Source organism: Achromobacter denitrificans NBRC 15125, assembly GCF_001571365.1.
GTDB classification, from domain to species: domain Bacteria; phylum Pseudomonadota; class Gammaproteobacteria; order Burkholderiales; family Burkholderiaceae_B; genus Achromobacter; species Achromobacter denitrificans.
This window is the reverse complement of sequence record NZ_BCTQ01000040.1, coordinates 18,386-36,706: the sequence shown is the minus strand read 5'-3', so window position 1 is coordinate 36,706 and position 18,321 is coordinate 18,386. Positions and strand designations below refer to the sequence as shown.

At 67.1% G+C, this 18,321-nt stretch carries 23 protein-coding genes and 1 tRNA gene; 15 read left to right on the top strand and 9 right to left on the bottom strand.

Annotation, left to right across the window (positions count from 1 at the left end; translation table 11 throughout):
* Nucleotides 1-41: 41 nt before the first annotated feature.
* From dxs to ADE01S_RS25515, 9 genes are all read left to right on the top strand, one after another.
* Nucleotides 42-1,904: a 1-deoxy-D-xylulose-5-phosphate synthase gene (gene dxs, locus ADE01S_RS25555; RefSeq protein ID WP_062684548.1), complete on the top strand. Its 1,863-nt coding sequence runs from the start codon at nucleotides 42-44 to the stop codon at nucleotides 1,902-1,904.
* 183 nt (nucleotides 1,905-2,087) lie between these two features.
* Nucleotides 2,088-2,885, top strand: coding sequence for a GTP cyclohydrolase FolE2 (gene folE2, locus ADE01S_RS25550; RefSeq protein ID WP_062684547.1), 798 nt, complete (start codon nucleotides 2,088-2,090; stop codon nucleotides 2,883-2,885).
* Between the two features lie 7 nt (nucleotides 2,886-2,892).
* Nucleotides 2,893-3,807 (top strand): DUF817 domain-containing protein, encoded by a 915-nt coding sequence (locus ADE01S_RS25545; RefSeq protein WP_062684546.1) that lies wholly within the window; start codon nucleotides 2,893-2,895, stop codon nucleotides 3,805-3,807.
* 210 nt (nucleotides 3,808-4,017) lie between these two features.
* The gene (gene rpsF, locus ADE01S_RS25540) at nucleotides 4,018-4,392 is read left to right on the top strand and encodes a 30S ribosomal protein S6 (protein ID WP_062684545.1); all 375 of its coding nucleotides are present in this window, start codon (nucleotides 4,018-4,020) and stop codon (nucleotides 4,390-4,392) included.
* Nucleotides 4,393-4,443: 51 nt separating this feature from the next.
* Entirely contained in the window at nucleotides 4,444-4,767 is a 324-nt protein-coding gene (priB, locus tag ADE01S_RS25535; RefSeq protein WP_062684544.1) for a primosomal replication protein N, read from the top strand.
* 108 nt (nucleotides 4,768-4,875) lie between these two features.
* Nucleotides 4,876-5,148, top strand: a complete 273-nt coding sequence (gene rpsR / locus ADE01S_RS25530) for a 30S ribosomal protein S18 (protein ID WP_006218308.1) — start codon at nucleotides 4,876-4,878, stop codon at nucleotides 5,146-5,148.
* Between the two features lie 14 nt (nucleotides 5,149-5,162).
* A complete protein-coding gene (rplI, locus tag ADE01S_RS25525) occupies nucleotides 5,163-5,618 on the top strand; it encodes a 50S ribosomal protein L9 (protein ID WP_062684543.1) in 456 nt (151 codons plus the stop codon).
* Between the two features lie 98 nt (nucleotides 5,619-5,716).
* The gene (locus tag ADE01S_RS25520; RefSeq protein WP_062684542.1) at nucleotides 5,717-6,556 is read left to right on the top strand and encodes a BUD32 family EKC/KEOPS complex subunit; all 840 of its coding nucleotides are present in this window, start codon (nucleotides 5,717-5,719) and stop codon (nucleotides 6,554-6,556) included.
* Nucleotides 6,553-7,935, top strand: a complete 1,383-nt coding sequence (locus ADE01S_RS25515; RefSeq protein ID WP_062684541.1) for a replicative DNA helicase — start codon at nucleotides 6,553-6,555, stop codon at nucleotides 7,933-7,935. Before ADE01S_RS25520 ends, ADE01S_RS25515 begins: the two co-directional genes overlap by 4 nt.
* A gap of 63 nt (nucleotides 7,936-7,998) precedes the next feature.
* On the opposite strand, the gene ADE01S_RS25510 is transcribed toward ADE01S_RS25515, so the two are convergent.
* From ADE01S_RS25510 to ADE01S_RS25490, 5 genes are all read right to left on the bottom strand, one after another.
* Complete coding sequence (locus ADE01S_RS25510; protein ID WP_062684540.1) at nucleotides 7,999-8,976, bottom strand: bile acid:sodium symporter family protein; 978 nt, start codon at nucleotides 8,974-8,976, stop codon at nucleotides 7,999-8,001.
* A 144-nt stretch (nucleotides 8,977-9,120) separates the two neighbouring features.
* On the bottom strand, nucleotides 9,121-10,101 hold the full coding sequence (pdxA, locus tag ADE01S_RS25505; RefSeq protein WP_082775897.1) for a 4-hydroxythreonine-4-phosphate dehydrogenase PdxA: 981 nt from the start codon (nucleotides 10,099-10,101) through the stop codon (nucleotides 9,121-9,123).
* A gap of 75 nt (nucleotides 10,102-10,176) precedes the next feature.
* Entirely contained in the window at nucleotides 10,177-10,485 is a 309-nt protein-coding gene (locus tag ADE01S_RS25500) for a hypothetical protein (protein ID WP_062684570.1), read from the bottom strand.
* Between the two features lie 42 nt (nucleotides 10,486-10,527).
* The gene (locus tag ADE01S_RS25495; protein ID WP_062684538.1) at nucleotides 10,528-10,986 is read right to left on the bottom strand and encodes an Lrp/AsnC family transcriptional regulator; all 459 of its coding nucleotides are present in this window, start codon (nucleotides 10,984-10,986) and stop codon (nucleotides 10,528-10,530) included.
* 75 nt (nucleotides 10,987-11,061) lie between these two features.
* The gene (locus ADE01S_RS25490; RefSeq protein WP_062684537.1) at nucleotides 11,062-11,667 is read right to left on the bottom strand and encodes a hypothetical protein; all 606 of its coding nucleotides are present in this window, start codon (nucleotides 11,665-11,667) and stop codon (nucleotides 11,062-11,064) included.
* 169 nt (nucleotides 11,668-11,836) lie between these two features.
* Between ADE01S_RS25490 and ADE01S_RS25485 the strand changes: the two genes are divergently transcribed.
* Complete coding sequence (locus ADE01S_RS25485) at nucleotides 11,837-12,082, top strand: hypothetical protein (RefSeq protein WP_062684536.1); 246 nt, start codon at nucleotides 11,837-11,839, stop codon at nucleotides 12,080-12,082.
* Nucleotides 12,083-12,309: 227 nt separating this feature from the next.
* On the top strand, nucleotides 12,310-12,543 hold the full coding sequence (locus ADE01S_RS25480) for a hypothetical protein (RefSeq protein WP_062684535.1): 234 nt from the start codon (nucleotides 12,310-12,312) through the stop codon (nucleotides 12,541-12,543).
* 12 nt (nucleotides 12,544-12,555) lie between these two features.
* Here the strand turns inward: ADE01S_RS25480 and ADE01S_RS25475 are convergent, their stop codons facing one another.
* On the bottom strand, nucleotides 12,556-13,128 hold the full coding sequence (locus ADE01S_RS25475; RefSeq protein ID WP_062684534.1) for a DedA family protein: 573 nt from the start codon (nucleotides 13,126-13,128) through the stop codon (nucleotides 12,556-12,558).
* Nucleotides 13,125-14,567: an aminotransferase-like domain-containing protein gene (locus tag ADE01S_RS25470; protein ID WP_062684533.1), complete on the bottom strand. Its 1,443-nt coding sequence runs from the start codon at nucleotides 14,565-14,567 to the stop codon at nucleotides 13,125-13,127. The genes ADE01S_RS25475 and ADE01S_RS25470 overlap by 4 nt, the downstream gene beginning before the upstream one ends.
* A gap of 169 nt (nucleotides 14,568-14,736) precedes the next feature.
* On the opposite strand from ADE01S_RS25470, the gene ADE01S_RS25465 reads away from it, so the two are divergent.
* The 4 genes from ADE01S_RS25465 (at nucleotide 14,737) to ADE01S_RS25450 (ending at nucleotide 17,416) form a co-directional block, all read left to right on the top strand.
* Nucleotides 14,737-15,117 carry a hypothetical protein gene (locus ADE01S_RS25465; protein WP_062684532.1) on the top strand — a complete coding sequence of 127 codons (381 nt, stop codon included), beginning with the start codon at nucleotides 14,737-14,739 and terminating at the stop codon, nucleotides 15,115-15,117.
* 20 nt (nucleotides 15,118-15,137) lie between these two features.
* A tRNA-Met gene (locus ADE01S_RS25460) sits at nucleotides 15,138-15,214 on the top strand.
* 307 nt (nucleotides 15,215-15,521) lie between these two features.
* Nucleotides 15,522-15,866, top strand: a complete 345-nt coding sequence (locus tag ADE01S_RS25455) for a hypothetical protein (RefSeq protein ID WP_062684531.1) — start codon at nucleotides 15,522-15,524, stop codon at nucleotides 15,864-15,866.
* A gap of 272 nt (nucleotides 15,867-16,138) precedes the next feature.
* Entirely contained in the window at nucleotides 16,139-17,416 is a 1,278-nt protein-coding gene (locus ADE01S_RS25450; protein WP_075873467.1) for a TIGR03862 family flavoprotein, read from the top strand.
* On the opposite strand, the gene ADE01S_RS25445 is transcribed toward ADE01S_RS25450, so the two are convergent.
* Together ADE01S_RS25445 and ADE01S_RS25440 are read right to left on the bottom strand one after the other, a co-directional pair.
* Nucleotides 17,398-17,802: a hypothetical protein gene (locus tag ADE01S_RS25445; RefSeq protein WP_062684530.1), complete on the bottom strand. Its 405-nt coding sequence runs from the start codon at nucleotides 17,800-17,802 to the stop codon at nucleotides 17,398-17,400. The genes ADE01S_RS25450 and ADE01S_RS25445 overlap by 19 nt on opposite strands.
* Before the next feature lie 56 nt (nucleotides 17,803-17,858).
* Nucleotides 17,859-18,215: a hypothetical protein gene (locus ADE01S_RS25440; RefSeq protein WP_062684529.1), complete on the bottom strand. Its 357-nt coding sequence runs from the start codon at nucleotides 18,213-18,215 to the stop codon at nucleotides 17,859-17,861.
* Between the last annotated feature and the right edge of the window lie 106 nt (nucleotides 18,216-18,321).

The window sequence follows — 18,321 nt, the reverse complement described above, 5'->3', positions numbered from 1 at the left end:
CCGGGCTGGAAACAGGCCGGGCCAACGAACCATATAAAAGCATGACGACAGATTTATTGGACCGCATTCAATCCCCGGCAGACCTCAAGCGCCTGGATCGCCGCGAGCTCAAGAGGCTCGCCGACGAGCTGCGAGGCTTCGTGCTGGAATCGGTATCCAAAACGGGCGGGCACCTGTCGTCCAACCTGGGCACCGTCGAGCTCACGCTGGCCCTGCACCAGGTCTTCGATACGCCCCATGACCGCATCGTCTGGGACGTGGGCCACCAGTCCTATCCCCACAAGATCCTGACCGGCCGCCGCGCCGGCATGGCGCAGCTGCGGCAGCAGGGCGGCATTTCGGGCTTCCCCAAGCGCAGCGAATCCGAGTACGACGCCTTCGGCACCGCGCACTCGTCCACGTCCATCTCGGCCGCGCTCGGCATGGCGGTGGCCTCGCGCAATGCCGGCGTGCAGCGCCAGCACATCGCCGTCATCGGCGACGGCGCGATGTCCGCGGGCATGGCGTTCGAGGCCATGAACAATGCCGGCGTCACGCCCAACATCAACCTGCTGGTGATCCTGAACGACAACGACATGTCGATCTCGCCGCCGGTCGGGGCGCTGAACCGCTATCTCGCGCGCCTGATGTCGGGCCGTTTCTACGCCGCGGCCAAGAACGTCGGCCGCGCCGTGCTGCAGCATGTGCCGCCGGTGCTGGAACTGGCGCGCCGGTTCGAAGAGCACGCCAAGGGCATGGTCACGCCGGCCACGCTGTTCGAGGAGTTCGGCTTCAACTACGTCGGCCCCATCGACGGCCACGACCTGGACGCCCTGGTGCCGACCCTGCAGAACCTCAAGGCCCTGGAAGGCCTGCAGTTCCTGCACGTCGTGACCAGGAAAGGGCAGGGCTACAAGCTGGCCGAAGCGGATCCCGTCCTCTACCACGGTCCGGGCAAGTTCGACCCGGCGGTCGGCATCCAGCAATCCAAGGCGCCGGGCAAGCGCACGTTCACCCAGGTGTTCGGCCAATGGCTGTGCGACATGGCCGAGCAGGACCCGCGCCTGGTCGCCATCACGCCCGCCATGCGCGAAGGCAGCGGCCTGGTCGAGTTCGAAAAGCGCTTCCCGCAACGGTATTTCGACGTGGGCATCGCCGAGCAGCATGCCGTGACCTTCGCCGCGGGCGTCGCCTGCGAAGGGCAGAAGCCCGTCGTGGCGATCTACTCCACCTTCCTGCAGCGCGGCTACGACCAGCTCATCCACGACGTCGCCCTGCAGAACCTGGACGTCACCTTCGCGCTGGATCGCGCCGGCATCGTGGGCGCGGACGGCGCCACGCACGCCGGCAACTACGACATCGCCTTCCTGCGCTGCGTGCCCAATATGGTGGTGGCGACGCCGTCGGACGAAAACGAAACGCGCCTGCTGCTCTCGACCTGTTATCAGTACCCCGGCCCCGCGTCGGTGCGCTATCCCCGCGGCGCCGGCTGCGGCGCGGCGGAGGCGCCGGGCCTGGAGACCGCCGAGCTTGGCCGCGGCGTGGTGCGCCGCGAAGGCGCCCGCATCGCCATCCTGGGCTTCGGCACCCTGGTGCAGGCTGCCCTCGGCGCCGCCGAAAAACTGGATGCGACGGTGGCCGACATGCGCTTCGTCAAGCCGATCGACCGCGAGCTGGTGCTGGACCTGGCCGCCCGGCACGATGCCCTGGTCACGCTGGAGGACGCCTCCATCATGGGCGGGGCGGGCAGCGCCGTGCTCGAAACGCTGAGCGCCGCCGGCGTGCAGGTCCCGGTGCTGCAGCTGGGCCTGCCCGACGAGTTCATCGACCACGGCGAACAATCGGCCCTGCTGGCCGGCGTCGGCCTGGATGCCGCCGGCATCGAGCGCTCGATCCGGGCACGCTACGCCGACCTGCTGGGCTGAGGCGCCTGCCCGCGGGTCCGCGTAGCCGGACCCGCGCGGATGCAACACACTGTTCCGGCCCCGCTAACCTACGAAGAAAAGGGTTTTCCCTGGCGATTGCCGGAGTATGGGCGATAATGGCCCCCTTCTCTAGATTCCTAGGCCCGTGCGTATCCACGACCAACGCCTAGACAGGTAAGCGAAATGAATTCTCCGATCGACCCCGCCATCGTGATGCCCGACGTCCAGAGTTCGGCGGACACCCGGCACATCCCGATTCAGCGCGTGGGCATCCGTGGCGTGCGCCACCCCATGCTGGTTGAAAGCGGCGACGGCTCGCCCCAGGGCACCGTGGCCAACTGGACGCTGACGGTGGCGCTGCCCCCCGAAGAAAAGGGGACGCACATGTCCCGCTTCGTGGCGTTGCTGGAAAAGTACCGCAGCACCCCCATGACGCCGGCCCTGTTCCGCGCCATGGCGTCGGACATGCTGCCGCTGTTGCACGCCGAGCGCGGCGACATCACGGCATCGTTCCCGTACTTCATCAACAAGTCCGCCCCGATCTCCGGCGTGCAGAGCCTGCTGGACTACGAAGTCCAGTGGATCGCCCGCGCGCAGGGCGAGGCGGTCGAGTTCGAACTGATCGTGCAGGTGCCCGTCACCAGCCTCTGTCCCTGCTCCAAGGCCATCTCCGAGTACGGCGCGCACAACCAGCGCTCGCACGTGACCGTGTCCGCCATCCTGAACGGCGACATCGGCATGGACAGCGTCATCCGCCTGATCGAAGAGGAAGGTTCGTGCGAGCTGTGGGGCCTGTTGAAGCGCCCCGACGAAAAGTACGTCACCGAGCGCGCCTACGACAATCCCAAGTTCGTCGAAGACCTGGTGCGCGACGTGGCGGCTCGCCTGAACGCGCACCCCGGCATCGCCCGCTACCGCGTGGAAGCCGAGAACTTCGAATCGATCCACAACCACTCGGCCTACGCCGTCGTGGAAGGCTGAGCCTCCCGTGCGTCATCCGGCGGCCAGCGACTGGCCGCTCATCGCCAGGCTGCAGGACAGGGAATCGCGGCTGGCCAGTCATCTGGCCGGCCGCGGCCGTTTCGGCGTGGCGCTGTACGAGTTCCTGCGCTTCGGGGTGAAGCAGGCCTGGGTCTGCCTGTTCGGCGGCCTGATGTGCGCGCTGCTCCTGGGCACCCACTGGTGGTATCCGAAGGACGTTTTCCTCGCCCGCTACGATTTCCTGACCCTGGCGGCGCTGGGCATCCAGGCGCTTTTGCTGGCGCTGCGCATGGAGACCTGGAGCGAGGCTCGCGTGATCCTCATGTTCCACGTGGTGGGCACGGGGATGGAATTGTTCAAGACGGCGGCGGGTTCCTGGATCTATCCCGAGACCAGCGTGCTGCGCATTGGCGGGGTGCCGCTCTTCACGGGCTTCATGTACGCGGCGGTGGGCAGTTATCTGGCGCGGGTCTGGCGGCTGTTCGACTTCCGCTTCCGGGCGCACCCGCCGCTGGCGGCCACGGTGCTCCTGTCCGTGCTGATCTACGTGAACTTCTTCGCCCACCACTTCATCGTGGATTTCAGGGTGGCGCTGTTCGCGCTGACGGCCTTGCTGTTCGCCCGGACCTGGGTGTACTTCCGGATCTGGCGCGACTACCGCCGCATGCCGCTCCTGCTGGGCTTCGTCCTGGTGGCGTTGTTCATCTGGTTCGCCGAGAACATCGGCACCTTCGCCAACGCCTGGCGCTACCCCAGCCAGTCCGGCGGCTGGGAGTGGGTGTCGGTCGCCAAGCTGGGCTCGTGGTTCCTGCTCATGATCATTAGCTACGTGATGGTCAGCGTGGTCAACCGGCCCCGCGACATCGAGCCCGCCGATCTCGCCCAGGGCCCGGCTCCGGCGGGGGAAATGGCACGTCCCTGATTATTCAGGGGATTGCGGCTTGCGTCGAACCGCCCGATCGGCGATAATCGAGAGCTTTCTTGCTCGACCGCCCATGGTTTTTGGGTAGCGGGCTGCCCCTTGCGGGCCGGCGTCACCTCCAATAGCGCGTGAAAACGCAGCGTACATCCGTGATGGAAAGCGCGGATGCGGGACGCCAGGCCGGCGAGACATCCTCAAGGAGTTTTACTCATGCGTCACTACGAAGTGGTGTTTATCGTTCACCCCGACCAAAGCGAGCAAGTGCCCGCCATGGTCGAGCGTTACCAAGCGCTGGTCACGGGCCAAGGCGGCTCGGTTCATCGCCTGGAAGACTGGGGCCGCCGTCAACTGGCCTACCCGATCCAGAAGCTCGTCAAGGCTCACTACGTCTGCCTGAACATCGAGTGCGGCCAAGCCACGCTGGATGAGCTGGAACACTCGTTCCGCTACAACGACGCCGTTCTGCGCCACCTGGTCATCAAGACCAAGAAGGCCCAGACCGCTCCCTCGATCATGATGAAGTCGGTCGAGCGCGAAGAAGCCCGCAAGGCTTCGGCGGAAGCAGCCGCGGCTCAGGCCGAGTAAGCAGGGCTCACGCAGAGCTCATTCCATGTGGTCCCCTCGGTGCCTGGCAGGATGAACAAGCTGGAACTCAGCGCCCGCGTTCTCGAATGCGAGCCTTTGCGCCACACTCCCGCCGGACTGCCAGCGCTGGAAATGCTGCTGGCCCACGAGTCGGAAGTCATCGAAGCAGGCCTTCCGCGCCGCGTCGAACTGACCATCACGGCCGTGGCGTTGGGCGATCTGGCGCTGTTGTTGAAGAACACCGCTTTAGGGTCTGAATTGCTGGTGCAGGGGTTTTTGGCTCCCGTCCGCAAAGACTCGGTGAAGATCAAGCTGCATCTGCAGCAGGCGCGCAAGATCGGCGGCAGCGCGGGACGCGATCCGCAGGTGGCCTGAAGGGAATGAGCAAGAGGTGCGAAAGCGCCTTCTGAATACGGATAGGTTATGGGGATTCGGGCCCGATTCGGGTAAAACCCAGTCCCCTCAAACAAAGAGGCACATATCATGGCTTTCTTCGGAAAACGCAAGGAAAAACGCAAATTCACGCAGCAGAACCCGCTCTTCAAGCGTCGTAAGTTCTGCCGCTTCACCGCTGCCGGCGTGGAAGAGATCGACTACAAGGATCTGGACACCCTGCGCGACTTCGTGCAAGAAAACGGCAAGATCATCCCGGCTCGCCTGACCGGCACCAAGGCAATCTACCAGCGCCAGCTGGACACCGCCATCAAGCGCGCGCGCTTCCTGGCTCTGTTGCCTTACACCGACAACCACAACTAATCCGGGGCACTGAAATGCAAGTTATTCTGCTCGAAAAAGTCGTCAACCTGGGTAACCTCGGTGAAGTCGTCCGCGTGCGTGATGGCTACGCCCGCAACTTCCTGATCCCCCAGAAGAAGGCCCGTCGCGCAACCGACGCCGCCATGAAGGAATTCGAAGCTCGCCGCGCCGAGCTGGAAAAGGCCCAGGCTGAAAAGCTGGCCGCTGCCCAAGCCCTGGGCGAGCGCCTGTCCGGCTTCCAGCTGAAGGTCGTCCAGAAGGCTGGTGTCGACGGCCGCCTGTTCGGCTCGGTCACCAACGCCGACGTCGCCGACGGCCTGCGCAAGGCTGGTTTCGAAGCCGTGGAAAAGGCCCAGGTGCGCATGCCCACCGGCCAACTGAAGTCGGTTGGCGAGTTCCCGGTCCAGGTCGCCCTGCACGCCGACGTGCTGGTCGACATCACGGTTCTGGTCGAAGGCGAACTGTCCTAAGCCGGTACCGGCAGTAAAAAGAAGCCGGCCCGCGCGCCGGCTTTTTTTTGCCTGGTTTTTTGCCTAGTATCAGGCGCGGCGTATCTTCAGAGGACCCCTTGACCCAGCCCCCCGTTCATCAAAACGCCCCGGCCGGCCTGCGCGCCTGGCTCGACAGCGTGGACGCGCCGCGTGAACCGTCGGTGCGGGATGTGACGATAGATGGCGTGCGCTGCATCATCAAGCGGCGGCGCCCGAGCATCGGCCGGGGCATCAGCTACGTCATGCGCTATGCGCGCGCGCTGTTCCTGGGCATGGGCTGCAAGGTTTTCCTGGGTGAGTTCCCGAGGCCCGGCGTGCTGTTGCGCAACGGCCTCGCGCATGAATCGCAGCGGCTGGAACAGCTGCTGGAGGCCGGTTGCCGCGTGCCCGAGGTCTGGTGGCAGGAGCAGGGCCTGCTCGTGCTGGAATACGTGGGCGAGGACCTCGCCGACCTGATCCGGAACGAGGACTCCACCTCCCGGCTGTGGCTGGCGCGCGCCGCCGCGGCCGACCTGGCCGCCTTCCATGTCCGCGGCATGTGGCATGGCGGCGCCCAGATCCGCAACGTCACGCTGCGCGACGGCGAGCTGTGGCGCATCGATTTCGAAGAGAACATCGGCTCGACCCTGTCGCGCCCGCTCGCCCAGGCCTATGATCTGTTCCAGATGCTGGCCTCCCTGGCATCCCTGCGCAAATTGCCGGACGACGCCGCCCGGAGCCTGGGTAAACTGGCGCTTGATGTCTATTTCGAGCACAACCCGGATCCCGAGGTCCGGGCCCGCCTCACGCGCCTGGCGCGGCTCCTGTGCAATACCGCCGCTCCCCTGCGCGCCGTGCTGGGGCGCCTGCCCTCGCGCGATATCCAAGGGTTCTTCCGCGTCGCGGATATCCTGCAGCCGTTACTATTGAAGCCATGACCACACCTGCCGATCCCCAACTCGAATACCTGCGCGTTCCCCCCCATTCCATCGAGGCGGAGCAGTCGGTTCTGGGGGGCCTGCTGCTGGACAACGCGGCCTGGGACCGCATCGCCGACGTGCTGGTGGAAGAAGACTTCTACCGCCACGACCACCGGCTGATTTGGCACCACATCGCCCGCCTGATCGGTCTGGCGCGCCCGGCCGACGTCATCACCGTCCACGAATCGCTGGTCAGCGCCGGCAAGGTCGAGGATTCCGGCGGCCTGGCCTACCTGAACGCGCTGGCGCACAACACGCCGTCTGCCGCCAACATCCGCCGCTACGGCGAGATCGTGCGCGAGCGGGCCATGCTGCGCAAGCTGGTGTCCATCGCCGACGAGATCTCCTCGGCCGCCATGAACCCGCAGGGCAAGGAAGCGCGCCAGCTGCTGGACGAGGCCGAATCCAAGGTGTTCCAGATCGCCCAGGAGGGCGCGCGCGGCGCCGCCGGCTTCCAGGAGATCCAGCCGCTTCTGACCCAGGTGGTCGAGCGCATCGACGAGCTCTATCACCGCGAGAGCACCTCCGACGTGACGGGCGTGCCCACGGGCTTCACCGACCTCGACAAGATGACCTCCGGCATGCAGGGCGGGGACCTGATCATCGTGGCCGGCCGCCCGTCCATGGGCAAAACCTCGTTCTCCATGAACATCGGCGAGCACGTGGCCATCGAGGAAGGGCTGCCGGTGGCGGTGTTCTCCATGGAAATGGGCGCGGTGCAGCTGGCCATGCGTATGCTGGGCTCGGTCGGCCTGCTGGACCAGCACCGCATGCGTACCGGCAAGCTGATCGCCGAAGATTGGCCGCGCGTGACCCACGCGGTGCAGCTGATGCAGGATGCGCAGGTCTACATCGACGAATCGCCCGCGCTCAGCCCCATGGAAGTGCGCGCCCGCGCGCGCCGGCTGGCGCGCCAGTGCGGCCAGCTCGGCCTGATCATCATCGACTACCTCCAGCTCATGTCGGGCAACGGCTCGGGCGAGAACCGCGCCACCGAAGTGTCGGAAATCAGCCGTTCCCTCAAGGGCCTGGCCAAGGAACTCAACTGCCCGCTGATCGCGCTGTCGCAGTTGAACCGAAGCCTGGAACAGCGTCCCAACAAGCGGCCCGTGATGAGCGACCTGCGGGAATCGGGCGCCATCGAACAGGACGCGGACGTGATCCTCTTCATCTATCGCGACGAGGTCTACAACCCCGATTCGCCGGACAAGGGCACGGCCGAGATCATCATCGGCAAGCAGCGTAACGGCCCGATCGGTTCGGTGCGCCTGACGTTCCAGGGCTCCAGCACGCGCTTCCTGAACTTCTCCGGCGCGCAGCCGCGGGACATGTACTGATCCGCGTCGCGAAAGAAAACCGCGCCATCGGGCGCGGATTTTTTTCGGGCGGCGCGAACGGCTTCAGGCCTGCGCTTCGGGCCGTTTGCCGAACTTCGCGGCCAGCACGCCGCAGACCATCAGCTGGATCTGGTGGAACAGCATCAGCGGCAGCACGATGGCGCCCACCGCGTGGCCGGCGAACAGCACCTGCGCCATCGGGATGCCGCTGGCCAGGCTCTTCTTCGAGCCGCAGAACAGCAGCGTGATGCGGTCTTCGACGTTAAAGCCCAGCACCTTGCCGGCCAGGGCCGACAGGCCCAGCGCCAGGGCAAGGATGATGGAGCAGACCACGACCAGGCCGACCAGCGCGGGGATCGGGGTCGAGCTCCACAGGCCTTCGTTGATGGCTTCCGAAAAGGCGGTGTAGACCACCAGCAGGATGGAGCCCTGGTCGACGAACTTCAGCATGGCCTTGCGCTTGTGGACCCAGGCGCCGATCCAGCGGCGGGCGAACTGGCCCAGCACGAAGGGCAGCAGCAGCTGCAGCATGATCTTGCCGACGGCGTCGAAAGAAATCGGCGCGCTGCCCGCGTTGGCCACGACGGTGCCCACCAGCAGGGGCGTCAGGAAGATACCCACCAGGCTGGACGCGGAGGCGCTGCACACGGCGGCCGGCACGTTGCCGCGCGCCATCGAGGTGAACGCGATGGCCGATTGCACGGTGGCGGGCAGGCAGCACAGGAACAGGATGCCCAGGTAGAGCTCGGGCGTGACCAGCGGTTCCAGCACCGGCTTGAGCGCCAGGCCCAGCAGCGGGAACATCAGGAAGGTCGCCGAGAAGATCGTCAGGTGCAGCTTCCAGTGCGTCAGGCCGGCGATGATGGCCTCGCGGGACAGCCGCGCGCCGTGCAGGAAAAACAGCAGGCCCACCGCGATGTTGGTGATCCATCCGAACACGACCACGCCCTGCCCGTGGGCGGGCACGATGCTGGCGATGATGACGGTGCAGATCAGGTAGAGAGTGAAGCGGTCGGGAAGAAGGCGGGCAAGGCGTGACATGGACGATCGGGGGGAACGGACGGAAAGCGCCGCGGGGCGCCGGAAACGGGGCGTATTGTAGACCCGGCCCGCCGGAGTTTCCTGACGGGAAGGTGTCGGCCCTCGGCGCGCAACGCGGAACGCGGCGGGCAGGGGCCGCCGCGTTCAGGGCGTCATGGCGAGCGCGAGGTCGAACGCCGCCACCAGCGAGGCGTGATCGGCCAGCCCCTTGCCGGCGATGTCGAAGGCGGTGCCGTGGTCCACGCTGGTGCGCACGAAGGGCAGCCCGACCGTCACGTTCACGCCATGGTCCAGCCCCAGATACTTCACCGGAATGAGGCCCTGGTCGTGGTACTGCGCCACCACGATATCGAATTCGCCGCGCCGGGCGCGCATGAAGATCGTGTCGCCGGGCCAGGGGCCGCTGGCGTCGATGCCTTCCGCGCGGGCCGCGGCGATCGCGGGCTCGATGATGTCGATGTCCTCGCGGCCGAACTTCCCGCCTTCGCCGGCGTGCGGATTCAGGCCCGCCACGGCGACCCTGGGGTGCGCGATGCCCATTTGCCGGCAGGCCCTGTCGGCCAGGCGCATGGCGGTGAGCTCCGCTTCCGGCGTGATGCGCGCGATCACGTCGGCCAGCGCGACGTGTATGGTCACCAGCAGCACGCGCAATTCTTCGTTGGCCAGCATCATGGCGAAGTCGCGCGTGGCCGAGCGCTCCGCCAGGATCTCGGTATGGCCGGGGTAGTCGATGCCGGCGGCGTGCATGGATTTCTTGTTCAGCGGCGCGGTGACGATGGCGCGGATGCGGCCGGCCTGGGCGTCGTCGATGGCGGCGCACACGTAGTCGTAGGCGCCGCGCCCGGCGGCCGCGTCGACGCGCCCCAGGGGCAGGTCGGGAGGCAGCGCGGGGCTGCAGGCGATGACGTCGATATGGCCCGCGCCCGGCCGGGCCTGGCCGACGTCGGCGACCTCGTTCACCGTCAGCCTGGCGCCGAGCTGCTCGACGGCGCGGCGCAGCGCGGCCGCGTCGCCATAGACCACGCTAGGCGCGCCCAGGCCTTGCGCGCATGCCTTGACGACGATTTCGGGGCCGATGCCGGCGGCATCGCCCATGGTGATTCCCACGGGCAGGGAGGTATTCACGGTGCTTGGAGTCGGGGTTGCGATGCCGATAATGCTACACCCGTTCGCGGGCGCCGCCCGGGGCGGTGGCCGGGCTTATTGCTTGTCTTGCTTCGGCGGCTCGATGACGCCGCATTCGAAGGTGACCGTGGCGCGCTTGGAGCCCAGGCCGGTCGCGTGGTTGGAGGTGATCTTCGGCTTTTGCAGCTTGCGTCCGCTGGACTGGCAATATTGTTCGGCGCGCTGAAGCGTCTGGTTCTTGATTTCGACCCAGGTCAGCAGCTGCGTGCCGGAGCTGTAGGTGACGCTGTACGTGTCCTTCCCGACGGAGGTGACCTCGCTCATGCTGGAACAGGCGCCCAGGAGGGCGAGCAGGGCGGCGGCGGAGGCAAGACGAGCAAGCATGGAGGGTCCTGAAATCACGGTAGGCACCATTACACCATCATTTCAGGGCGCGCCCACCGCGCCGCGGCGGTCGACCTTGCGGCTGAGCACGATCGAAGTCTGGGTCTGTTTGACGCCATCGATCAGGCCGATGCGGTCCAGCAGTTCGTCGAGCTGCTCATGGGTTTCGCAGCGCAGGAAGATCAGGTAATCGTACGGGCCGCTGACCGACGAGACTTCCTCGACCTCCGGCATCTTCTCCAGTTCGCGGATGACGGCGGCCGGTGTCTTGGGCAGCACGCTGATGAAGCAGTAGGCGCGCACCGCGGCCTCTTCGAGCAGGCGTCCCAGGCGCACGCCGTAGCCGGCCACGATGTGCTCGCGTTCCAGGCGGGCGATGCGCGCCACCACCGTCGTGCGCGCCAGCCCGAGCTTGCGGGCCAGGATGGCCGCCGGCTCGCGCGCATTGGCTTGCAGCAGGCTGAGCAGTTGCCGGTCGATGGCGTCGAGTCGTTCGTTCATGCGGTAGGCGGGGGCGTGGGGCGCAAGGAGGCGAGTGCCGACGGTACAGGCCCCGGCCTCCCCGCGTCAACACGCCTAGCCGTCCGATTCGGGCGGGATGCCGCCTTGATAGATGCGCCCGTCGAACTCGAAACGGGTAATGGTCTTGCGCGCGGCGTCGAAGATGCGGTCGCGGCTCGCGGCGTCCAGACCGTCGTGGTCGGCGAAGCTGAACCGGCAGAGGTCGATGTCGCTGTCGTAGAAGGCGGAGTGCACGAACCGGCTGACGTCGAGTTCGTGCGCGAAGTGCGCGAATTCGCGCAACTGCTCCATTTCGTGGAAAGAGCCGTTGCGGCTGACCAGCAGCATGCCGAATTTGCGCTCTTCGTCTGCCACTAGTTCGGGGGCCGCCTCTTCGCCGGCGGACGGCGGGTCCGCGTAGTCGAAGCGGGCGCCGAACTCGTGCATGGCGGCCAGCACGCGCTGCCAGGCGGCTTCGTCCAGGGTGAGGCGGGCGGCCACGAAGAACAGGCGCTGGCGGCCCAGGGCGCGGGGTTCCGGGCCGCCGATATAGCTGGACCAGGGGTTCGCGGCATCCAGGCCGGCCAGCTCCGCCATGCGGGCGTCGCCGTATCCCAGCCTTTCCTGCAGGCGCCGCATGGACTGGGCATCCGGGGGGACGTAGTTCTGGATCGTCTTCATGAGCGCGCTCCGTGGTTCGCCGGGCGCCGCGGGACGCGCCGGCGGCGTGCGCCGGGGCGCCCTTGCGGCTACGCTTTCATGCTAGCGCGCCGCGCCGGGCTTGCCTAGCGCCCGCCGCCGGGGGCCATGCTAGGATTTGCGCCGACTTTCATTGCCAGGAGGATTACCCATGGACATCCAGGAACAAATCGCCGTCATCGTGCATACCATATCGCACCAGGGCGGCCGTATCGACGCGCTGAACTCGACCCTGCTGTCGATGCTGCACCTGGCCAAGGCTTCGCCCGGCCTGCGCGAGGCGATCGAGGCCCAGCTGGAACAGAACTACTCCAGCCTGTTGGCCCGCTCCGAAAACCCGCAGTACGTGGCGGGATTCGAGAGCGTGCGCGATATGGTCGCCGCGGCCCTGAAATAGCCGCGCAATCTGGGCGAGTTACCCACAACTTCTGTGGACAAGCCTTGGGATAGCGCGGGCATAGCTGCGCAAATCCCTTTGATTACAAGGGCTTGCCGAAGGCGGTCAAAGGAGGCTCCCGGCGCGCATCGCGACGCCATGCCGAAGTGATCGTCAGGGCATGCCCAAGCCGGGTAATATGCGCCCCCATGCGGAATCAGTATTCATCGGAACGCCGGAATGCAGCGATGGCGGCGCGCGTTTCGGAAGCGGCAAAGCTGGCGGCTTTCGACCCCGGCAAACTCTCGCCCGAGGCGCGCCAGAGCTGGGAGCGCATGGGGCATGGCTTCAAGGCCTGGCATGACTTCGACCAGCGCCATCCCATCCTGCGCCGCCTGGCGCGCCTGCCCCTGCTCGGCGGCTGGTACCGCAAGGCCAGGCGCCGCCACGTGCTGCGAGCCAGCGGACAGCTGGTGTTCTGACGCGGCCCGCCGTTATTTCCTGCGCCTCGCATGCCTCGCGTACAGGTGGTACGCCAGCCATATCGCCACGCCGATCCCCGCGGCCACGGCCAGCTTGGTCTCGACGCCATGCAGGCGGCCGAGCATGGATTCGATCGTCTGCCCGAACACATAGCCCAGGGCGCTGAAGCACACTGCCCAGATGGCGGCCGCGACGGCGTTGAGCGCCAGGAAGCGCAGCGGCGAAACGCGCGACACCCCGAGTGCCACGGGCCCGACCGTGCGCAGGCCATAGAGGAAGCGCAGCGCCAGGATGAAGCCGTGAGGGTAGCGGTCGACCAGGTCCAGCGCCTTGCCGAAGGCCGGTTGCTCTCGGATCCGCCGCACGTAGCGATGTTCCCGATAGCGCCGGCCCAGGTAGAACAGCAACTGGTCGGCCACGAACGAGCCGGCGAAGGCGCACAGCATGACCTCGGGCAGATGCAACAGGCGCTGGTGCGCCAGGAAGCCGGCCAGCACCACCACGCTTTCTCCTTCCAGGAAAGTGCCGGCCAGTACCGCCCACAAGCCGTAGTCGACGATGAATTGATGCAGTGCCGGGTTCATTTCCTGGGCCGCTCGCTCACGATGCGCGCCAGGGTCTGCAGCGCCTGGGTGATGGCGGGCGTGGTGCGCTGCCCGCAGCTGATGCGCAGGAAGTGGTCATAGCGGGTGCCGTTCGAGAACATGGAGCCGGGCGCGACCCGTATGCCCTGGCGCAGCGCGGTCTCGAACACGTCCATGCCCGAGCGGCCGTCCGGCATTTCCACCCACAGCAGCATGCCGCCCTGCGGCACGCTCAGCCGGGTGCCGGACGGGAAGTGCGCGGCGATGGTTTCGGCGGTCTGGTCGCGCTGGGTCTTGAGGTGCCGGCGCAGCCGCGACAGGTGGCGGTCGTAGGCGCGCGATCCCATGAACTCCGCCACCGCCATCTGCGCGAGCGGCTCGTTGGGGCGGCTCTGCGCGAACTTCAGCATGGCGATGCGGGCCTTCCAGCGCCCGCCGATCAACCAGCCCAGCCGCATGCCCGGCGCCAGCGTCTTGTGCATGGAGGAGCAATAGATGACGTTGCCGGTCGCGTCCCAGGATTTGGCGGCGGCCAGCGGTGTGTCGTCGTCGGTCAAGGCGCCGTAGGTGTCGTCCTCGATCAGCGGCACCTGCTGGCGTTCGCACAGCGCAACCAGGCGGGCCTTTTCCGCGTCGGGCATGACGCAGCCCAGGGGGTTCTGAAAATTGGGCACCACCACCACCGCGCGGATGTTGCCGTGGGTCTGGAAGGCCAGGTCCAGCGCTTCGATCGAGAGGCCGTGCTGGGGGCTGGTGGGGATCTCCAGCGCCCGCATGCCCAGGCTTTCCAGCACTTGCAGCAGGCCGAAATAGGCGGGGGATTCGACGGCGATGGTGTCTCCGGGCCGGGCGACTGCGCGCAGCGCCAGATTCAGCGCCTCGATGCAGCCGTGGGTGACGATGACGTCGTCGGGCGTTGCGTTGATGCCGTTGGCCAGCGCCCGGCGGGCGAGCACGGTGCGCAGCTCGGGATGCCCTTGCGGCGGCACCGAGCTGACCAGCACTTCGGGCGAGAGCCGCAGGGCCCGGGTCATGGCCTGTTTGAGCGCTTCCATCGGATAGGCTTCGGGCACCGCCGCGGCCAGCGCGAAGTTGGCGCTGACGGGATGCGCCTCGCACTTGGCCACGAAGTCCGAGACGCGGTCGTGAATGCCCACGTACTGCGCGGCGCCCAGCGATTGCCGGATGTCGGGTTCGCCCACCGGAGGAATGGTGTTGCGGCGGGGCTTCAGGACGAAGTAGCCGGAACGGGGCCGGGCTTCGATCAGCCCGTCGTCTTCCAGCTGGCGGCAGGCCTGCAGCGCGGTGGAGAGGCTGACGTGATGGGTGCGCACCAGCGTGCGCACGGAGGGCATGCGCTGCGCCGGCGCCAGCACGCCCGCCTGGATGGCGCGCCGGTAGTGGTTGGCCAGGCGTAGATAGAGCGGTTGCGGATCCATGCGCCGATCATGCTCCCCAAGGTTGGAATGACGTTAGGCACAGATTCTTGAAAAGTACACCATAACAGCTGGTAAATCGAGCATCTGCATCGATACAGAAAGCCGGATTGTGTGGCTGTTGCGCATAGCAGCGGCGGCGTAGCCTGTAGTGGTCCGACAGGAGATGACGATGCGCTCGAATTCCGCCCCAGATATGCAGGCCCGCCGCTTGGCGCTTGCCGCCGGTGCCAGCCGCCAACTCGTGCTGCGCGCCGGCTCCGCCGTCGTCTGCGTCAGCGGCAGCGTCACGGTCGACGAACCCGTGACCGGCCCGGAAGCCGCGGGAAACCTGCCTGGCGCCGTTTCGGTGCGCATCAACGCGGGGGAGGGGCACGGCCTGGGCTACGGCGGCGTGGCGCGGTTGACGGCCATCGGGTCGGCCGAAGTGATTTGCCTGGAGCCGCCCGGCCTGTCCGGCCGGCTTTTGCGCCAGGCCAGCGCTTTTTTTCGTGCCGCAATGGCGAAAAACCAAAAAAAACCGCTGGGTGCGCTGCACAAGATTTCAAAATGATGTATGATTCACACATCAGACGCGGGGTGGAGCAGTCTGGCAGCTCGTCGGGCTCATAACCCGAAGGTCGTAGGTTCAAATCCTGCCCCCGCAACCAGTTTCAAGCAGGACCCGGGCATCCGGGCGGCGCATCCAGTGCGCCATTCCTCACGAAAAGCCGCGATCCTCTCGCGGCTTTTTTGTTTTTGCCGTCAGGCCGCCGGGCGGCTCCCCTCCGCGAGGCTCCTTCCCTCGAAAATCATGGCCGGCATGCCTCGCGCATGCACCGGCGCGGCGCTTTCCCTTGCCCTGGGTCAAACCTTTGTTCCAGCCCGGGCTTTCCCGGGGGCCCGCGGGCGCACACGCCCGCGGCCCTGCGCTACGATGGGCTACGCGCGCTAGGTTGCCGCATTCGAGGAGGGGCCATGGGAACAGCAAAATACGATCATCCCGGCTATGTCGCCGATACGGGCGCCGAAGGCAAGTACCACGTGGGCATCTGGTGCCCCCACGGCTATCCGGCCCACATCCACATCGGCCGCCCGGCAGAGCAGGGCGATCCCCAGGCGCTGCTGCGGCTGCGCATCCCGGACGGCGTGTTCCAGTCCCTGCCCGACGATCCCGAAACCCTCTGCCGCCGCGCGCTCGGCCAGGCGCTGGACGCCGGGCTGCTGCCGTCGGTCTCGGTGGACGGCGAGTACCAGGAGCTGCGCTTCCAGCTGGATGCCGAGCCTTGGTCGGGGCCCATGCAGGCGGCGATCCCGAACTAGGACGTCGGCCGGCGGGCCTTCCCGGGCAAAGTTGCCCACAGCGATTGTGGACAAGCCTTGGGATAGTCCTTGTGCATGTCCGGTTTTCCTCGCCATATCAATGGCTTGGCGCTTGCGCGCAATAAACGCCCTACGGGGCGTTTTTCGTGCCCGGAGGCGCCGCCCCGCTATGCGACAATCCTTGCCCGCGCCACTTCCGCATTCCCTCTCGATTCCTGTCCCATGCCGCGTGCCACCGTTGTCCCTCCCATCGGCCTGAAGGCGCCGGCGCCATGAGCGCGGTCGTCAAGCGCGTTGCCATCATCGGCGGCGGTCCGGCGGGTCTGATGGCCGCCGAAAGCCTGAGCGGGCATGCCGTGCAGGTGGACGTGTTCGATGCGATGCCCTCGGTCGGCCGCAAGTTCCTGATGGCGGGGCGGGGCGGCCTGAACCTCACCCATAGCGAACCGGCCGGCCCGTTCCTGGCGCGCTACGGCGCCCGCGCCCCGCAAGTGGCGCCGTGGCTGGCAGCGCTGGACGCGGCCGGCTTGCGCGAATGGGCCCATGGCCTGGGCATCCAGACTTTCGTGGGCTCGTCCGGCCGGGTGTTTCCCGAGGAGATGAAGGCGGCGCCGCTGCTGCGGGCGTGGCTGGCGAGGCTGCGCGCGCGCGGCGTGCGCCTGCATATGCGGCACCGCTGGCTAAGTTGGCCGGCGGACGCGCATGCCGCCGCCGGCGCGCTGCGCTTCGATACGCCGGAGGGCGAGCAGGCGTACGCGGCCGACGCCGTGATCCTGGCGCTGGGCGGCGGCAGTTGGGCCAAGCTCGGATCCGATGGCGCCTGGCTGGCCGGCCTGCGGGCGCATGGCATCGAGGTCGCGCCGCTGCGGCCGGCCAATTGCGGTTTCGACGTGGCGTGGTCGGAGCATTTCCGCGAGCGCAACGCCGGGCAGCCGGTGAAGTCGGTCGCCATGGCCTGCGCGGGCCCCGACGGGCTGCGGCTGGCCCGGCAAGGCGAATTCGTGATTTCGGAAACCGGCATCGAAGGCAGCCTGGTCTATGCGCTGTCGGCGTCCCTGCGGGACCAGATCGAGGCCGGCGGCGAGGCAATCGCGATGCTGGACCTGCTGCCGGACTGGCCGCAGGAAAAAGTGACGGCGGCGGTGATGCATCCCCGCGGCGCGCGCTCGATGTCCAGCCATTTGCAGAGCCGGTTGGGCTTGAAGGGCGTCAAGGCGGGCCTGCTGCGCGAATGCGCGACGGCGGAAGACTTCCGCGATCCGGACCGCCTCGCCCTGCGCATCAAGGCGCTGCCGCTGAAGCTGGCGCGGCCGCGTCCCATCGACGAGGCCATCAGCACCGCGGGCGGGGTGTCCTTCGACGCGTTGACGCCGGGTTTGATGCTGCAGGCGGCGCCGGGCGTGTTCTGCGCCGGCGAAATGCTGGATTGGGAGGCGCCGACGGGCGGCTACCTGCTGACGGCCTGCATGGCCAGTGGGGTTGTCGCGGCGGCCGGAGCCATGGCGTTCCTGGGCGGCGCCCAGACGCGGGATCAGGAACTCGACGGGTAGGGCGTCATGCCGGCGGGGGCGCGCGGCGCCAGGTCGCCGACGACGTGGCCCACCACGGGCGGGCCGCCTTCGGGTTGGGTGATGATGCCGATCACCCGGGTGATGGAGCTGGCGGGAATGCCGGTGCCCTGGGCGGGATCCTGCACCAGTTGCCAGATGGCGGCATCCGCCACGCCGGTTTCCTGGTCGGTTTCATTCGTGGTGTCCAGACAGCTGCGGGCAAAAGCGGACCAGTCGGCGGCGCTGCACGGCAGGCCGTGCGCCGTGGCCAGCCGCGCCAGGGCCTGGGGCGCGTCGGCCTGGCTGGCGGCGTGCTGGGCGGCGGCGCCCAGCGTGACGTCCAGCGACAGCAGCCGGAGAAACTCTACGACGTTGTCCGTGTTCATTTGGGTCTCCAGCTATTGCTGTTCTGGTCCTGATCCCGCAAGGGCCCGGCGGCGTATCAGCCGGCCTGGCCCAGCATCGATACCAATGACTGTTTCAGGCGCGGCGAAAAAATCGGTACCGTATGGGATACGCCATTGCGATCCACGCCCTCTTTGAGTTCGACAGATTGTCCAAGGAAAATATCCGGCGCGGCGGCGATTTCGTTGTACCGGGCCAGGAGTTCGTTCACGTCGCGCTGCGCGTCGGCCAGCGTGCTGCTGTCCGCGAGCTTGCCGGCAGCGTGGGTTTGCAGAATTCGATGCAGATCGTCGATGAACAGCGCCAAAGCCGCCTGTCCGCGGCATTGAGGCTGTTCCCAGCCCCAGCCTTGAGGAGAGGAACCGGCGCTCTGCGATACATGTTTCTTGATCATTTGCGCATCCTAATCCATTGCCGCCAATTTCGCGACAGGCGCAGCCATGCCGGAGCAGCCGCCCCAGGGGGATATGCGGGTTCTTCCGTAATCGCCGGCGCTGCCC